The organism is Rhizobium sp. 01N424 (assembly GCF_056399485.1).
In genome coordinates, this window is sequence record NZ_JBFTRK010000001.1 from 1,073,918 (window position 1) to 1,088,245 (window position 14,328).

General features: G+C 57.1%; 19 protein-coding genes, 1 tRNA gene and 1 pseudogene. 14 read left to right on the forward strand and 7 right to left on the reverse strand.

Going from position 1 to position 14,328, the window contains the following annotated elements; genetic code table 11:
* Positions 1–18: 18 nt before the first annotated feature.
* Entirely contained in the window at positions 19–894 is an 876-nt protein-coding gene (locus tag AC1DNK_RS05520) for a MurR/RpiR family transcriptional regulator (protein ID WP_310297913.1), read from the reverse strand.
* Positions 895–1,103: 209 nt separating this feature from the next.
* Between AC1DNK_RS05520 and AC1DNK_RS05525 the strand changes: the two genes are divergently transcribed.
* The 10 genes from AC1DNK_RS05525 to AC1DNK_RS05570 all read left to right on the forward strand — a co-directional run bounded on the left by AC1DNK_RS05525 (position 1,104) and on the right by AC1DNK_RS05570 (position 7,788).
* Positions 1,104–2,219 carry a Gfo/Idh/MocA family protein gene (locus tag AC1DNK_RS05525; protein ID WP_477939785.1) on the forward strand — a complete coding sequence of 372 codons (1,116 nt, stop codon included), beginning with the start codon at positions 1,104–1,106 and terminating at the stop codon, positions 2,217–2,219.
* Positions 2,220–2,296: 77 nt separating this feature from the next.
* Positions 2,297–3,514 carry an NAD(P)/FAD-dependent oxidoreductase gene (locus AC1DNK_RS05530; RefSeq protein ID WP_477939787.1) on the forward strand — a complete coding sequence of 406 codons (1,218 nt, stop codon included), beginning with the start codon at positions 2,297–2,299 and terminating at the stop codon, positions 3,512–3,514.
* Between the two features lie 85 nt (positions 3,515–3,599).
* Positions 3,600–3,689 (forward strand) — tRNA-Ser (locus AC1DNK_RS05535).
* A gap of 156 nt (positions 3,690–3,845) precedes the next feature.
* The gene (locus AC1DNK_RS05540) at positions 3,846–4,367 is read left to right on the forward strand and encodes a hypothetical protein (protein ID WP_477939788.1); all 522 of its coding nucleotides are present in this window, start codon (positions 3,846–3,848) and stop codon (positions 4,365–4,367) included.
* Between the two features lie 590 nt (positions 4,368–4,957).
* Entirely contained in the window at positions 4,958–5,125 is a 168-nt protein-coding gene (locus AC1DNK_RS05545) for a hypothetical protein (protein ID WP_477939789.1), read from the forward strand.
* A 117-nt stretch (positions 5,126–5,242) separates the two neighbouring features.
* Positions 5,243–5,470: a hypothetical protein gene (locus AC1DNK_RS05550; RefSeq protein WP_477939790.1), complete on the forward strand. Its 228-nt coding sequence runs from the start codon at positions 5,243–5,245 to the stop codon at positions 5,468–5,470.
* A 277-nt stretch (positions 5,471–5,747) separates the two neighbouring features.
* Positions 5,748–5,930 carry a hypothetical protein gene (locus AC1DNK_RS05555; protein WP_477939792.1) on the forward strand — a complete coding sequence of 61 codons (183 nt, stop codon included), beginning with the start codon at positions 5,748–5,750 and terminating at the stop codon, positions 5,928–5,930.
* A gap of 25 nt (positions 5,931–5,955) precedes the next feature.
* Positions 5,956–6,525, forward strand: coding sequence for a hypothetical protein (locus AC1DNK_RS05560; RefSeq protein ID WP_477939793.1), 570 nt, complete (start codon positions 5,956–5,958; stop codon positions 6,523–6,525).
* A 145-nt stretch (positions 6,526–6,670) separates the two neighbouring features.
* Positions 6,671–6,868: a hypothetical protein gene (locus AC1DNK_RS05565; protein ID WP_477939795.1), complete on the forward strand. Its 198-nt coding sequence runs from the start codon at positions 6,671–6,673 to the stop codon at positions 6,866–6,868.
* Between the two features lie 2 nt (positions 6,869–6,870).
* Positions 6,871–7,788: an SDH family Clp fold serine proteinase gene (locus AC1DNK_RS05570; protein ID WP_477939797.1), complete on the forward strand. Its 918-nt coding sequence runs from the start codon at positions 6,871–6,873 to the stop codon at positions 7,786–7,788.
* Positions 7,789–7,794: 6 nt separating this feature from the next.
* Here the strand turns inward: AC1DNK_RS05570 and AC1DNK_RS05575 are convergent, their stop codons facing one another.
* Entirely contained in the window at positions 7,795–8,016 is a 222-nt protein-coding gene (locus AC1DNK_RS05575; protein WP_477939799.1) for a hypothetical protein, read from the reverse strand.
* Between the two features lie 25 nt (positions 8,017–8,041).
* Positions 8,042–8,425 (reverse strand): hypothetical protein, encoded by a 384-nt coding sequence (locus AC1DNK_RS05580; protein ID WP_477939802.1) that lies wholly within the window; start codon positions 8,423–8,425, stop codon positions 8,042–8,044.
* A 94-nt stretch (positions 8,426–8,519) separates the two neighbouring features.
* On the opposite strand from AC1DNK_RS05580, the gene AC1DNK_RS05585 reads away from it, so the two are divergent.
* Complete coding sequence (locus tag AC1DNK_RS05585) at positions 8,520–8,672, forward strand: hypothetical protein (RefSeq protein WP_477939803.1); 153 nt, start codon at positions 8,520–8,522, stop codon at positions 8,670–8,672.
* A gap of 112 nt (positions 8,673–8,784) precedes the next feature.
* Here AC1DNK_RS05585 and AC1DNK_RS05590 read toward each other — a convergent pair whose 3' ends face one another.
* Positions 8,785–9,267 (reverse strand): DUF4411 family protein, encoded by a 483-nt coding sequence (locus AC1DNK_RS05590; RefSeq protein ID WP_477939805.1) that lies wholly within the window; start codon positions 9,265–9,267, stop codon positions 8,785–8,787.
* 3 nt (positions 9,268–9,270) lie between these two features.
* Positions 9,271–10,461, reverse strand: a complete 1,191-nt coding sequence (locus tag AC1DNK_RS05595) for an ImmA/IrrE family metallo-endopeptidase (RefSeq protein ID WP_477939808.1) — start codon at positions 10,459–10,461, stop codon at positions 9,271–9,273.
* Positions 10,462–10,730: 269 nt separating this feature from the next.
* Between AC1DNK_RS05595 and AC1DNK_RS05600 the strand changes: the two genes are divergently transcribed.
* Positions 10,731–11,777 (forward strand): YecA family protein, encoded by a 1,047-nt coding sequence (locus AC1DNK_RS05600; RefSeq protein WP_477939810.1) that lies wholly within the window; start codon positions 10,731–10,733, stop codon positions 11,775–11,777.
* Between the two features lie 39 nt (positions 11,778–11,816).
* Here AC1DNK_RS05600 and AC1DNK_RS05605 read toward each other — a convergent pair whose 3' ends face one another.
* Positions 11,817–12,344 (reverse strand): hypothetical protein, encoded by a 528-nt coding sequence (locus AC1DNK_RS05605; RefSeq protein ID WP_477939812.1) that lies wholly within the window; start codon positions 12,342–12,344, stop codon positions 11,817–11,819.
* Positions 12,345–12,446: 102 nt separating this feature from the next.
* Between AC1DNK_RS05605 and AC1DNK_RS05610 the strand changes: the two genes are divergently transcribed.
* Both AC1DNK_RS05610 and AC1DNK_RS05615 read left to right on the forward strand, forming a co-directional pair.
* Complete coding sequence (locus AC1DNK_RS05610) at positions 12,447–13,763, forward strand: hypothetical protein (RefSeq protein WP_477939814.1); 1,317 nt, start codon at positions 12,447–12,449, stop codon at positions 13,761–13,763.
* A 102-nt stretch (positions 13,764–13,865) separates the two neighbouring features.
* Positions 13,866–14,258 carry a hypothetical protein gene (locus tag AC1DNK_RS05615; protein ID WP_477939816.1) on the forward strand — a complete coding sequence of 131 codons (393 nt, stop codon included), beginning with the start codon at positions 13,866–13,868 and terminating at the stop codon, positions 14,256–14,258.
* Here the strand turns inward: AC1DNK_RS05615 and AC1DNK_RS05620 are convergent.
* Positions 14,201–14,328: pseudogene (locus tag AC1DNK_RS05620) on the reverse strand (IS3 family transposase); the annotation flags it as partial. The gene AC1DNK_RS05615 and the pseudogene AC1DNK_RS05620 sit on opposite strands and share 58 nt — an antisense overlap.

Sequence of the window (14,328 nt, forward strand, 5' to 3'; positions counted from 1 at the left end):
GTTGTCAATTCGGAATATTTATTCCATTTTGCTTTTCGACGGCTTTTGGCCCTGTGTCTTGCGCCGGCGCTCGGCGATCGCCACCGGCAATGCCATGGTCAGCGCCATCGACGCCGAGAGCGACCGGAACCCGGCAAAATCCGCCTCCGCCACCTCGAACCAGCAGGTGGCGCGGGACGCGAGCGGCGAGAAGGCCGAATCGGTGATGGCAACGACAGGTACGCCGCGATCGGCAAGCGCTTCGGCCTGCGACAGGCTGTCGGCGGCATAGGGCGAGAAGCTCGCCGCGATCGCCGCATCCCTGGGCGTTGCGAACTGCACCATTTCAGGGTCCACGCCATTCGGCGAGGCAACGATCTGATGACGGATTCCGAGCTTCGAGAAGGCGTATGTCATATGCGCCGTCAGCGGATAGGAGCGGCGCTTGGCGATCAGATAGATCGTTTCTGCGGCTGCCAGGATATCCACGGCTTTGGTGAAGGTCTCGCTCTGCACCGTCGAAGCCATGCGGTTGATCGACTGGCTGGCAGCGCCGATGAAGCCCGACAGCAGATTGGCGTCCTCATCGTCACCGCCGGACTGTTCCAGCGTCACCAGACGCTCTTCATAGCTCAGCGTCCGGTCGCGCAACCGTTCGCGGAAAATGCTCTGCAGATCCGAAAAGCCTTCGTAACCGAGATGATGCGCAAGCCGCACCAGCGTGGACGGTTGGACCTCAGAGGCGGCGGCGATGCTGGCCGTCGTGCCGAAGGCGATTTCATCGGGATTGCTGAGCGCGAAGGCGGCGACCTGCGCCAGGCGCTTCGGCATGCTCACCTTCCGCTCGATGATCGTGCTGCGCAGACTCTCGAAATCGCGGGGTACGCGCGTCTGCGCTTTGGCGTCGTTATCCATGCAGGCAATCCAAGAAATGAAACATATATTCCATATTTCGCACCATAGATGATTTCTCCCGGCGTTTCTAATTGTTTTTAATTCGCTTAATTTTCAGTATTTTAGACATAAATCCGGCGCCCATGCTGCAAATGTCGCAACATTAGCATCTTGTCAAAATGATCTAAATATTCCAAAAATCGCCTCGCTTTCGGAGGAGGATACGCAAAATGAGGCCACTTGGCATAGGTTTGATCGGTACCGGCTATATGGGCAAGTGCCACGCGCTGGCCTGGAATGCGGTCAAGACCGTCTTCGGCGATGTCGAGCGGCCGCGCCTCGTGCATCTGGCCGAAGCCAATCCCGATCTCGCCAGCTCGCGCGCCTCCGAATTTGGCTTCGAGAAGGCGACCGCCGATTGGCGGACGCTGATATCGGATCCTGAGGTCGATGTCGTCTCGGTGACGACGCCCAACCAGTTCCACGCCGAGATGGCGATCGCAGCGCTTGAAGCGGGCAAGCACGTCTGGTGCGAAAAGCCGATGGCGCCTGCTTATAAGGACGCCAGCCGCATGCTCGATGTCGCCAAGGCATCGGGCAAGGTCGCCGTGCTCGGCTACAATTATATCCAGAACCCGATCATGCGGCACATCAAGGCGCTGATCGAGAAAGGTGCTATCGGCACCGTCAATCACATCCGCGTCGAGATGGACGAGGACTTCATGGCCGATCCTGATGTCTTCTTCTATTGGAAGAGCGAGCTCTCGGCCGGCTACGGTGCGCTCGACGATTTCGCCGTCCACCCGCTGTCGCTGCTCTGGTATCTCTTCGGCCATGTCGAGGCCGTCATTACCGATATGGTGAAGCCCTATGCCGATCGTCCGCTGAAGGAAGGCGGCCGCCGCGCCGTCGAGAATCACGATGCGGCCAATGTCCTAATGCGTCTCGGCGGCGGCATCTCCGCCGTGCTGATGGCGAACCGCGCCGCCTGGGGCCGCAAGGGCCGCATCGCCCTGCAGATCTACGGCTCGAAGGGCTCGATCGCCTATGATCAGGAGCGGATGAACGAATTCGATCTCTATCAGGCAACGGGACGGGGCACGGAACAGGGCTACCGCAAGATTCTCGCGGCTCCGGCGCATCAGCCCTATGACCGCTTCATTCCCGCACCGGGCCACGGCCTCGGCTTCAACGATCTGAAGATCATCGAATGCCGCGAACTGATCCGGGCCATTTCGGGCGAGCCGTCGTCCTTGGTGACATTCGAAGACGGTCTTAGGATAGAGAAGTCTGTTCACGCCATGGCACAGTCGTTTCACGAGCGCCGCTGGATCGAGATCGACTGAAGAGATTCGCTTCCGGTTGACGGCGCAAGGGGCGGGGACTACCTCTCGCCCCAACAACGATTGCAGGGAGCGGGACCGTGACGGACAGACTGGTAATCATCGGCGCAGGGCAGGCGGGTTTCGCCATGGCTGCGAAACTTCGCGCCCTCAAGGACACCCGCCCGATCACCATCCTCGGCGCCGAGGATGTTCTGCCCTACCAGCGTCCGCCGCTTTCCAAGAAATACCTGCTCGGCGAGATGAGCTTCGATCGCCTGCTGTTCCGCCCGGAGCAGTGGTACCCGGACAATAATGTCGAGATCCGCCTGTCGACCTGGGTCGAGCAGATCAAGCGCGACACCAAGCAGGTGCTGCTGCAGGACGGCTCTACTATAGAATATGGAACGCTGGCGTTGACCACGGGCTCGACGCCGCGCAAGCTGCCGGCAGCCATCGGCGGCGATCTCGAAGGCGTCTATGTCGCCCGCGACAAGCGCGATGYCGACCTGCTTGCCGGCGAAATGCGCCCCGGCCGCCGTGTCCTTATTATAGGCGGCGGCTATATCGGCCTCGAAGCGGCGGCTGTGGCCCGCCATCTTGGCCTTGAAGTCACCGTCATCGAGATGGCCGACCGAATCCTTCAGCGCGTCGCCGCCAAGGAAACAGCCGACATCATCCGTGTCACCCACGAAACCCATGATGTGGTGATCCGCGAAAAGACCGGATTGAAGCATCTGATCGGCAAGGATGGCCGTGTTGTCGGCGCCGAGCTGTCCGACGGGTCGGTGATCGACATCGATTTCGCCATCGTCGGCATCGGCGTTGTCCCGAACGACCAGCTCGCCAAGGAAGCCGGTCTCGACGTCGCCAATGGAATCATCGTCGACGAGTTCGCCCGCACCTCTGATGCCGCGATTTTCGCGGCCGGCGATTGCGCCGTTCTTCCCTGGCAGGGCGGGAGGATTCGGCTCGAATCGGTGCAGAACGCCGTCGACCAGGCCGATGCCGCCGCTGCGGTGATTGCCGGCGGCAGTGCCGCCTATGATCCGAAGCCGTGGTTCTGGTCGGATCAGTATGACGTGAAGCTGCAGATCGCCGGCTTCAACCTCGGCTACGACGAAACGCTGCTGCGCCCGGGCGCCCGCGAGGGCGCGCATTCGATCTGGTACTTCCGCAAGGGCCAGTTCATCGCCGTCGACGCCATCAACGACGCCAAGGCCTATGTGACAGGCAAGAAGATGCTGGAGAGCGGAATCAATCCGGACAAGGCCATTCTGGCCGACGGTGCTGCCGATCTGAAGCAGCTCCTGGCATAAAGACCGGGTGCCCTGTGGTCTCGACTGTGAAAAGCCGAAATAGCGCTTGATTCACCAGTCGAATGACTCTATCAGGCTCCCAACCGGAGAGGTGGCCGAGTGGTCGAAGGCGCTCCCCTGCTAAGGGAGTATACCCGAGAGGGTATCGTGGGTTCGAATCCCATCTTCTCCGCCATCATTTTCACATAAGCGACTGCGATTGCTTAGGAATTTGATGGCCTGACAAAAGCGACCCCACTATTTTCCCCACTTTGCTTCGCGACCGATGGCGAATAATGCCGTACAGTGAGATACAAATGACACTCCCACGGCGGCAGCAGGAGTTTCCAGGGTGGCGGATCTGAAGTTCATCGATCAGGTATTTTTCCACACAGATCCTACCGGCATGGTCGTTTGGAACGCGAAGTTGCGGCACGGCTGGACGGAAAGCGTTTCGTCATCGAACCGGCGCGGAGAATTCGAGGCGACGACGATGTACGCGGCCTTGAATGCGCAGCCCGAGAAAGAGGCCGCATGGGAACGGGTCCGCGAAAATGAGTTCCCGGACAAGCCGACGCGCGTCAAGGCGCTCTTCCTGTTTACTTCGAGGGAGGATGTCGACTGGGCTTTAGCAAACTGGTTCGCCGGCCAAGACCGCGATGTGATTGCCGTGTTGGTGCCGACAACATCGAAGCTGCATATTGCGGACGCCACGCATCTTGATTGCGTGCGAGAGAAATGGGAGGAGGGCGCCCGGCGGTACTGGTCTGGAGAGCTGACCGGATCACCGCGGCTGGAAGCCGTGCTCGATGGCACCGCCTATATTCCTAACACCCATGAAATGACACCGAAGCTTCGACCGTTTGTGGGGTGATTTCACGCCCTCGCGCGCGTGCGCGCGCACCTGGTCCGGAATGGCCCGAGAGGATGATGAAGTCTGATCACGCAGAGCCGAATATATATTTTCGCTTCTGGAAACCTGCTACTTTCGCTACTTCCGAGACTACATATGAAAATCAATGGCTTAACTTGCTACTTTCCTGCTAGTCGGCTGCTACTTTGCTGCGGCCTCGTGGGAAAATGTCGGGTTTTGACAGGTTCCCTCGCGCGCACACGCGCGCGCACCTGGTGCGGAAACCCTGTAGATCGTCGGTTTACCCCTCGCGCACGCGCGCGTGCTCGCTCCGGAAACTCGCTTTAGCCTCGCGAAGTGATATCGCCAAAACCTTCGCCACCGTCAGAAACGGGGTTTTTCCTCGCGAAGTGATATCCGAAAAACCTTCAGCTTGACCAAATCGCCGCCTTTTCCTATCTCGCCGCTGCCGTGCTCGTTTAGCCATGGGGCGGCGCAGGGAAGGCCCGATCTGACGAGGATGGATCGGGCCTTTGCCATTTCTGGTCCAGGGCAACGGAACCCACTGTCTGCCATGCGGGTTTACTGCCACCCGCAGCATGGAGATCGAAATGAGCGAGAAAGAGCAGGCGCCACTGGTAACGTTTAACCGGATCGACAAGAGCGCCAGCTATACCTTCCGTGGCCGGCGGCAGGAATTGCCGGGAAAGTACCACAGCCTTGAGGATGCTCGACGCGTGGCGGAGAAGCAGTGCCGTGCGCTGGGCTGGAAGGGTTAACGGCTTGTTAACCCGAAGCGAGCATCGTAACCGGACTTTCCCCCATGAAAGTAGCTCTTTGCTTGGCCGCGCTCCTCACGGACGCGGCCTTTATTCTGCCCACGTGAGGAAGAAAACGTGAAACGGACGATCCGGGACACCACAGCCATCCTTGAAGTCGTATTCACCCACGAACAATTAGAGCTCTACGTGCATTCGCTGTCTGTAATGTCGGCGCGCTCCATCGGCGCCGGCGTGAAAAAGGCCGTCGAGCAGTTCCAAAGGGTATGCCCAGGCGTCGCACTCAGTGATGGAGTGACGATTACCTTTCGTGATGCAGCGGTGAAAACCGGAGAGCAATTATGAGCGTTGGGGATTAAGGGCGTGCTAGCTGGTTGCCGACCCCTACAATGCGTGGCAGCTTGACGTTGCGATCTAGGGAGTTGACGTGATGAGCCGTCCAAATAACTGGCAAAGAAGCGAAGCCATAAATCAGGGGGCACTCGGCCCACGAACGGGGAAGCTTCTGTCGGACAATCCATACGACCCTGGGATTGAGCGCGAACTGGCTGAGCTTTGGAGGGACGCGTTTCTTACTGCTCAAGAAGAACTTGACCGAGCAATTTAAAAACAGCGGGGAATCGTGACCCCCATAGCATTGCTCAAGCTAGCGGAAATGCGCCGCCTAGCTGCTATCGCCAAGGAATTCGGCATTCGCGTCGAGATCGAAGCAGCCAGGGTCACCGTTCGCTTCTCGCCGGATCGCCCCGACGCCTTCACTGAATATCGAGATCCAGGCATCGACTATAGCCCGCCAGATCTGTGATAAGGAAAAATCGGACTGGAGGCAAATGAAGGGCGAGCCTTTGAACGAGTTGCCGGGGTGGCCGGCAGCCCTCAACAAGAAGCTTGCAGCAGCGTATTGCGGCTTGAGCCCTGAGACGTTCGACGCTGTTTGTCCGATCAAGCCGATAAGCTTCACCGGGTCAACTCGCGGTGACCGATACCTGCGAGCGCGTATCGATGAGTGGCTCTTCTCGATCGATCCGAACGCCCCGGTCACTGAAAAGCGCCGTTTTGGCGACAAAATCCAAGAGCGACAAAGTCTCGCCGAGCGGCTTTACGGGACAAAGCGAGAGAACAAGGTCGACGAGATACTGAACCGAAGAGGTGAGAAGCCTGCACCACCGCCGATGGAGCCGACAATGAACTGGCGGGAGGAGGCTGTGATGACAGCTCTCTTCAAGCTCGCGGAGAGTGAGCGACGCGGTTGGCAGGAGATACCGAGCTTTGGCCCTGACACACAGCAGCGGTTACTCAAGCGTGGGTTCGTCGAACGAGAGGCGGATGATTTTTGGCTCTCGGCGGCAGGCAGGCGTGCGTGGAAAGCCTACACCAAGAACCGCGGCTTTTACTTTTAACAGTTTGCCGAATCAGGCACCTGAATCACCTATTAAGTATTCACATTTTATTTAACTAACGATTTCAGTGCTTTGGAACAAATTAACCTTCGCGCAAGTTCCACTTCTCAGAATCATATGCAATAAGCCTCCAAGGGAGCCGACTATGATTACGATGAATGATATCTTGGACAAGGTTGATCCTGAGTTGCTCAAGCTGATCGACGCAAGTGAAAATTACGCTTCTTATCAGAAGCTTACCCCGCCCTCCTCTACAGCTGAGGACATCGTCGCGCGCGGCAACCTGGGCCTTGAGATAAACCCGAAGCGTCCGCTCGGCATCTCGATTTATCATCGAGGCTAACTGTGCCAGCTTGGGGGGAGCTTTTAAACGAGGTTAATCAGCAGCCCGACGATCAGAAGGGCAACTGGATTATCCAGAATCTTACCAATCAGCTCAGTCTGATATCTGGCCACAGGGGCGACCACAACGTTGTCTTCTATGCTTCAGCATGGCTTCAGAAACCGATGCTGCCAGCGGCCCTGACGCAAATCATGCATGAGGACATAAATGGCTTCATGACGAGCATCCATGGCATGGACTGGTCAAAGGGGCTCACGCTTTTGCTGCATACGCCGGGCGGCGCGATCAACGCTACCGAAACGATCGTAGCCTACTTGCAGTCCAAATTCCCCGACCTCGAAACTGTGGTCCCGGTTTACGCTATGTCGGCCGGTACGATGATCACGCTCGGGACCAATCGAGTTGTGATGGGCCGGCAGAGCCAGCTAGGACCAATCGACCCGCAGATGTTCATCGGTAACGGGTCGGTATCCGCGCGAGCCATTGTCGAGCAGTTCAATCGTGCTCATGCAGATATCGCAGGCAACCCGTCACTCGCGCATGTTTGGGCACCGATCATCGCTTCACTTGGCCCTGCACTTCTGACGGAAGCGCAGAACGCTCTGGTATACGGCGAGCGGATGGTGGCCGCATGGCTGAAAACGCACATGTTTGCAGGCGACGCTAACCGAGACACAAAATCTGAAGAGATTGCTTCATTCTTCAGCGATGCTTCGCAGCATCTCAGCCACGGGCGTCGGATCGACAGAGACGAGGCGCGGTCGAAAGGCGTTCCTGTAGAAGATCTGGAAGATAGCCAGGACCTCCAAGAGGCGGTGCTGACAGCCTATCATCTCATGACAATCCTTTTTGAACTTAGCCCCGCGGCTAAGGCCATCATCACTGACACAGGCAGAGCCTGGGTAAAAAACCACAACTGAAGGCGGCTATTGAAGAGGTCCCTTCGCCTTCATGTCCGAGAGTTCCCGCTCAAGCCTCTGCTGATTGTTCTTAAGGTCGATGATAACGTCGCGCGCACCGTACACGCTGCCTGACGCTTCCTTGCTCTCATTGATCTGTCGTTGCTGATCCGAGAGCCGTTGGTTGTAGGCGGCAAAGACGCGGTCGAGTTCGGCGCGCGGCACCTGCGCGTCCCGCAGATCCTTCACTGCGGAACCTGTCCGCGCCCTGTCCTCAGCGCTCCGCTGCGTGCGCCAGACGAGTTCGTCTTGCGTCACCATCTTGTCCGCGATGATCGCGATCGAGGATTTCAGGTCGCTGGTGGCGTCCCTGATCGGCCAGTACACCAAGCCGCCAACGATGGTGCAGAACGACAGCGCGACGGCGATGGCCTGCCACTGCGGCTTGTTTTCTCTCCGCGATGTTTGTCGACAAGGCGGCGATCGAGGTCCGCATCTCGTTCCCGAGCGAGGCGACGGACGACTCCACCTGCTTGAAGCTCGAACGCATTTCGCCTTCGAGATCGGACTGGCGCCGGCCGAGATTGGTGACCCTCTCCCCGAGCTGCGCCGTGATTGCGTGGGTATAGACGCGATGTGCATCATTGCCGTTGTTCATGTCTTCCGCCATGTATGTGCCTGACCAGCCCTTTCAATGCGATGCCATGCAAAAGGCCGCCCAAGTGAGCGGCCGAGAATGCCAGAGGATTTAGATGGAACGCTACGAGGAGACCCGCGCAGCAGTGATTGACCTGATCAAAGCGGAAGGCTTCAAGGGCGGTCAGGAATTCAGCATGTACACGATTGGCCTGACCCTCACCCTGAATACAGCGTCGATGAGCTTTCCGCGACTGTCGAATGGCTGATCCGGCAGAAGTTTGCTGAGGTCGTACCAGGGACTAATGCCTTACGGCTGCTGGAGCCGCTTTGTTGAAGCTGTTGAGGTCCGGGAACGGCCACGCAATCTTCTAACAATCTCTAGAATGACCAATCCTCTTCTTCGATCAGTGTCAGAAGGTCTATGTGACGGATGCCCTCTTGGGTGCAGACATAAGGTATTTTAGGCTTGTCTGCGGAACCGCCGGATTCCTGTGTGATCACTACCAATCGGGGAGTGGACGCCAACGCCTGGGCTATGACGAACGGGTCGCCCCCCGATTTCCCTTTCCCTGTATCTACGAGCTTCGGGTAGGCCTGCATTATCCTGACGACCCCCTCCTGCACGTCGTCATCGATTTCCTGGAACAGGGTGTCTTTTCGCTCTCTAGCCCACGCAAAGACGTCGTCGTCTTTCTTTTTAAGCTCGTTGAGAACTTCTATCGAGGCTATTAAGCGGCCTTCGTCGATCAGCCTATCCAAAGCCGCCCAAACACTGGAAAACCGCTTGGGCGGGTAAGCACGGAACCACGCATGAAGGAGGGAGCTGGTGTCGATGCAGTAGGCAACATCTTTTCCCGGCATCGATTATATACCCAACTGCCGCTCAATCCCAGGCACATGCCGAACCTTCACGCCTAGATAGCCAGACACCTCGGAAAGACTCATCCGATCTTGCCGATAGTTCTCAATTACCCGGCGGACGAACGGCTTTCCAAAGTCGGCTATCGTTTCGCGCGGCATGTTGCGGGCGATGATTTTGCCTTCGTTCTTCGCCCGCTCCCGTTCGCGCTGCTGCTGGAACTCGACTGCAAATTGCCGTCGTTTCCGCCCGTAGAACTCCTCGGACGCGCGCTGCAGAGACAGCAAGCGCCTCACGATAGCCTCTCTTGAGACACTGTAGGTCAAAGACAGCGACTGGATTTCTGTGTCACTCCATTCGTGGCGACCAGCTCCGCGTGCCAACACGATCGGCTCGGCCAACAGCAAATCTTGTGGAATAAGGGCTGCGGCCGCTACCTGATTGCAGAACGCCTCTACGCGCTCGTCGTCCTGCGGGCGAGGGCCATCAGCTTCCAGATCGGAAACACCGCTCTGCCGTAGCATCAGGTGCGTCAACTCGTGCAGCATTGAGAAGACACGACGAGGATAGGCGTCTTTTCGGTTTACGACCATGACTGGGAAGGTGTCGGCCCAGATCGCAAAACCGGATGCTTCATCGCCTTCGATCCTCGATGYCTGGAAAACGAGCGCGCCTGCATCTTCAATCTTCGACCTCCAGGCAATGAAGGCGACCCGCGGATCACGCCAATGAGACTGAAGCTTGTAATCGACTTTGAGAGCTTTTCGAATGGCGGCGCCTACTGCTTCCGGGTCATCCTTGATGCTTGCTTTGAGCGCGAAACCACTTGGCTCTTCCTCAGCGTCCTCGAACAGCTCAAGAACGAGCTCACGTCGCTGATGAGCTGTGCGGATCTCAAGCGTCAACTCCGGCGTGAATCGCCTCATCCCCAGATCCGGCAAGCGCCGGAAGTCGTGCATGGGTTGGAACGTCAACGGAGGTTCGGGAAGGTAGAGCACTGCGAGTGGCCGCTTGTAGAGTTCAGCGGCCCTCCGCAACTGCGGGATTGACGGTTGATCCTCGCCTGCTTCCCAAGCAGCAAGTCTTTCCTCATCGACATCAAGCTTCTCCGCCGCGATCGATAAATCGAATCCCGCAGTTTCTCGTGCCCATATCAGAAGGGCAGGCTTGATTGTCGCTTTCGGTCGCTTGGTCATTTTCTTCCGGAAACCCCGAATAGGGAGAGATCATTTTCGGTCGCGATTGTAAATATGAGGTCAACGTCCCGACGTTCAAAGCGCTGCTTAGTGCGTTGACCTGACCATTCTCTCCCTCCAAATAATGGCGGCCCACCTGTAAGGCGAATTCCTTCCGTCTATGCTCTCAATGATATAAACGAGAAGGCAAAGGAAGTCAGGCTCTGGGCGTCGTATTCCCCCCAAGGCGCTAGACGATATTTTGTCCCCAGCGAGCGCACAGGCAAGTCATGACACTAATTGTTGGCGCACTCAGCACCCGCGGCACTTGGATTGTTGTATCTGATCGACGGCTAACGGCAGATTCTCAAGTCAAAGACGACGCCGCAAATAAGGCCGCCATCGTTACCAGCCCCGATTATCAATTCGCGTGCACTTTCACCGGCTTGGCACGATTCGATCGATGGGACACGGCCACCTTCCTTGCCCATCGGCTTAGCGCTTATGTCGCACATCACTTGCCACTGTTGCTGGTGATCCAGTTCTTAGTAGACGACCTGCGTTCAGCTTGGCTTAATGGCAAATGGCTTGCTGCGGCGCCGTTCAACGACCGTCTGTTGGTCGTCGGTTTGTTTTGCCACGAGGTCATAAAGAGTAAGGACGTCGGAGCGAGGGTGGCCGCGATCTGTTTGAGTGGCCAAGAGGTCCGCCTTGAAAAGAATGATTGGGTGTCGCCCGGCGATCAACTTCACCTTGGTGCTTGGCAGGATCTGCAGCCAGGAAAGCCCGCGATCCGTGAGGCGTGCGTGAACAACATGATGCCGGAGGCCGTGCAAGTCGATTTGGTCGTTGAACACGTTCGCCAAGCCGCAGAGCGGAGCGAAGCTAGGGTTGATCAGGCCGTGAAGAAAGGCAGTATGAAACCTGGAAGCCGAAGCACGATTGGCGATGAATTTACCTCGATAAGCTTGTCGATCGACGGCGCGAGTGCCTTCGCTGTACACTCGCCACGAGACACGCGAGGGTTCTCACCAACCGTCATAGATCCGTTTGGTATTTGCGAGGATATGCGCGCTTTCAGCCATGTAAGGCCCGTTTGGATAGCCCCGCCTCGATTTAGGAGAAATCATCAATGTCCTTGTGGGAGGACAGCGCAATATCGTCATTGCCACGGTCGGAGAAATGCCCCCAGTCCGGCTGTCTTTCACGAAGAGTACAGCCCAAAGGCTAGCTACGAAGATGGCCGGCTCAGATTTGCGCGTAAGCAGATGTTCATGCAGGAACTGACCGACTTTTTTGCCAAGACGGACGCAGCGAGATTTACTCAGGACAATTGAGAATTTGACGCTAGTCTGGCCCCGCTCCGTCAGCCGCAGTCATTCCTTAGAGAAAAAAACGTGTTCAGTAATACCATCTAGCTCGCCAAGCATTAGCCGAACGCGTTCGCGGTCCATGCCCTCGTTCATACCAACCTGATCAGCCCATTCCCACAGGAGTGAGGTGAAGACCTTCGTCACAACCTCGTAATTCTGGTTGAGGTTTTCCACAAAGCGCGCCATGTGCTCCAGGCCTTCTTTTGACTTGTAGTCGAACCCTCCCATACGGGTTAGATCATGAATCAACGTGTTGCGGTCTTTCAGATAGGCCTCAAGCACCTGGTCAAAATCCGGCGAAATGGCGGATCTCTCTTTGATCGCCTTGATGAGGCGGCCGAGTGTGGCCTTGCGGAAACCCTCCTGGTCTTTCGTGAAGCTTTCGACCGTCACGGCGTCGCCTGCCGGGAGAGCCAGTTGCAAAGCCGTATTGATGAGGCTTTCGGTCTTCTGCATCGCCACAACGAGGAATCCGATGACTTGGAAGATTCGGTCGCGACGTTTGCGGAAACTTGTTGTGGCTGCTGGCATGCGGTTGGCCTCTTCCCTGGTCGGGAGTTATAGCACCAGGCTGACTTGACTCCCCGAGACGGCTTTGCAGTCTCTCCTTGCCGCGGCTTGGAGAAGGAATCAATGAGCGATCTGAAGCGCACCTATACCCGCAAGGAGCTGTACGACTTGGTCTGGTCCACACCGATTGTAAAGCTCGCCGAGCAATTCGATCTGTCGGATCGCGGGTTGGCGAAGACTTGCCAGCGTCACCAAATTCCAGTCCCTGGCCGTGGCTATTGGGCAAGGGTCGAAGCTGGTCAACCCGTCACTAAAACGCCGCTGCGAAAGATGTACACGCCTGAGCTTGAGACCGTCCATATAGGAGCCAGCAAGGTCGCAGTGAACCCTTATGTCGCCTTTGCCATAGAGGCTGCAACCAGCGCCGTTCAGCAGGCCAAGGTTTCTCGGACAGACGAACCTAAAGGTAAGCTAGCCCGACAGGTTCCGATTGCTGAACCGCGCACCGCTATGCCCTCGCCGCCCGCTCGACAGGAACTAGAGCCCGTTCGGAAGCCGCATCCTGCAATCGCGGGGTTGGTTGGAGATCTGAAATCTGCAAAGGCAGACGAAGACGGAGAGATCAAGGTCTCGGATGTTCGCATCAATAGGTCGTGCCTGACCAGATCGATTGCAATCCTGCACCATTTAGCCGTCGAGCTTGACCCACGGGGGATATCGCTCACCTGCACCAGCGAAAACATAGTGGCATCGATTGGTGTCGACCAGGTGCGGTTCGATCTGACCGAGGAATATCGCCGTCAGAAACACGAGCCGACACCTACTGAACTGAAGAAGGAGCAAGACTTCGAACGAAAGAGAGAATTGGCGCGCCGGCGCGGTGAGTGGCTGTGGGGTGAGCGGTTTTGGCCGGAATTCGATTATGTTTATACAGGGAAGTTGACCTTTGAAATCCATAACTGGGCTGAGGGCGCCCGAAAAAAATGGAGTGACGGGAAGCATCAATCCCTTGAGACGATGCTGGAGTCCATGGCCGACGGCGTTCTGTTTCATCTCGTCTTTGACAAGGCGCAGCGAGAGGAGCGTGAAGAACAGGAACGTCTGCGGCAACATCTTGCTCACCGCAGAAAGCTTCAAGAGCTTCGAAAGGTACGAGAGGACAACAGGCTGAGTTTTCTCAAGCAACTCGCCGAATATCAGCGGGAAGTGGCCGACCTATCGTCAACGATACAAGCTGCGGGTTCCAATTACGACAGTTCTCCGCCGGAATATAGGCGAATGATAGACTGGGCGAAGGCAAGGTTGAAATTCATCGAAGATCAGAATGACGTCATGACACTCTCGAATAGCCTCAAGGCAGCTAACCTTTTCCCCGGCGACGATGAGCTGCATGACCCGGAGGGAGACCCGCCGGCAAAGGCAAATTATTGGGACCGTTGATCCCTCATTGCACTCCTTGGGCGTGTTAACGATATCTTAATGTGCAATTTGACGTCGCAATGATTTCTGCGATGGTGGGCGCGGGCAACTAAGGGGTTATCCGTGAAAATCACCTATCTGACGCGATGCATAGGCGCCGCGGCGATTTCGCTTGCGCTGGCGAGCTGCACGACGACACAAGCCGACTTCAATAAGAAGCCTTCTGCCGTGAGCAAGGCCGCGCTGTGCAAAACAGCTCTTGAGACCAAAGACCCAGCTTTCCAATTCCAGTTGGTGTCCGAGGTAAACCGGCGTGGCTTGAGCATGCTGGAATGCGAGCAGATGGTCGCTCAGCAAAGGCAAGCTGCCGCGGCACTTGTCGCTGTCGCGCTCGTGGGCACTGCGGTGGCGGTCTGCGCCAATAACAACTGCGGTGGCGGTGACCTGCCACTGAACTTTCATCCAGCGGCGGTTAGAGCCTCGGCGGCTTTGAATACGCCAAATGGCGCGGTGTGAGCAACCGGCGGAAACGCGAAGCTTTCATCTTGCGCAGCGTTGGAGCCGGTTGCGGCGATGGTCCCGGCAT

What these genes read in the sequence shown, in the direction of transcription:
- AC1DNK_RS05600 (WP_477939810.1), top strand. Translation starts at nt 10,731, where the DNA reads ATGACACTAATTGTTGGCGCACTCAGCACCCGCGGCACTTGGATTGTT.
- AC1DNK_RS05590 (WP_477939805.1), bottom strand. Translation starts at nt 9,267, where the DNA reads ATGCCGGGAAAAGATGTTGCCTACTGCATCGACACCAGCTCCCTCCTT.
- AC1DNK_RS05610 (WP_477939814.1), top strand. Translation starts at nt 12,447, where the DNA reads ATGAGCGATCTGAAGCGCACCTATACCCGCAAGGAGCTGTACGACTTG.
- AC1DNK_RS05585 (WP_477939803.1), top strand. Translation starts at nt 8,520, where the DNA reads ATGGAACGCTACGAGGAGACCCGCGCAGCAGTGATTGACCTGATCAAA.
- AC1DNK_RS05565 (WP_477939795.1), top strand. Translation starts at nt 6,671, where the DNA reads ATGATTACGATGAATGATATCTTGGACAAGGTTGATCCTGAGTTGCTC.
- AC1DNK_RS05545 (WP_477939789.1), top strand. Translation starts at nt 4,958, where the DNA reads ATGAGCGAGAAAGAGCAGGCGCCACTGGTAACGTTTAACCGGATCGAC.
- AC1DNK_RS05605 (WP_477939812.1), bottom strand. Translation starts at nt 12,344, where the DNA reads ATGCCAGCAGCCACAACAAGTTTCCGCAAACGTCGCGACCGAATCTTC.
- AC1DNK_RS05580 (WP_477939802.1), bottom strand. Translation starts at nt 8,425, where the DNA reads ATGAACAACGGCAATGATGCACATCGCGTCTATACCCACGCAATCACG.
- AC1DNK_RS05520 (WP_310297913.1), bottom strand. Translation starts at nt 894, where the DNA reads ATGGATAACGACGCCAAAGCGCAGACGCGCGTACCCCGCGATTTCGAG.
- AC1DNK_RS05560 (WP_477939793.1), top strand. Translation starts at nt 5,956, where the DNA reads ATGAAGGGCGAGCCTTTGAACGAGTTGCCGGGGTGGCCGGCAGCCCTC.
- AC1DNK_RS05525 (WP_477939785.1), top strand. Translation starts at nt 1,104, where the DNA reads ATGAGGCCACTTGGCATAGGTTTGATCGGTACCGGCTATATGGGCAAG.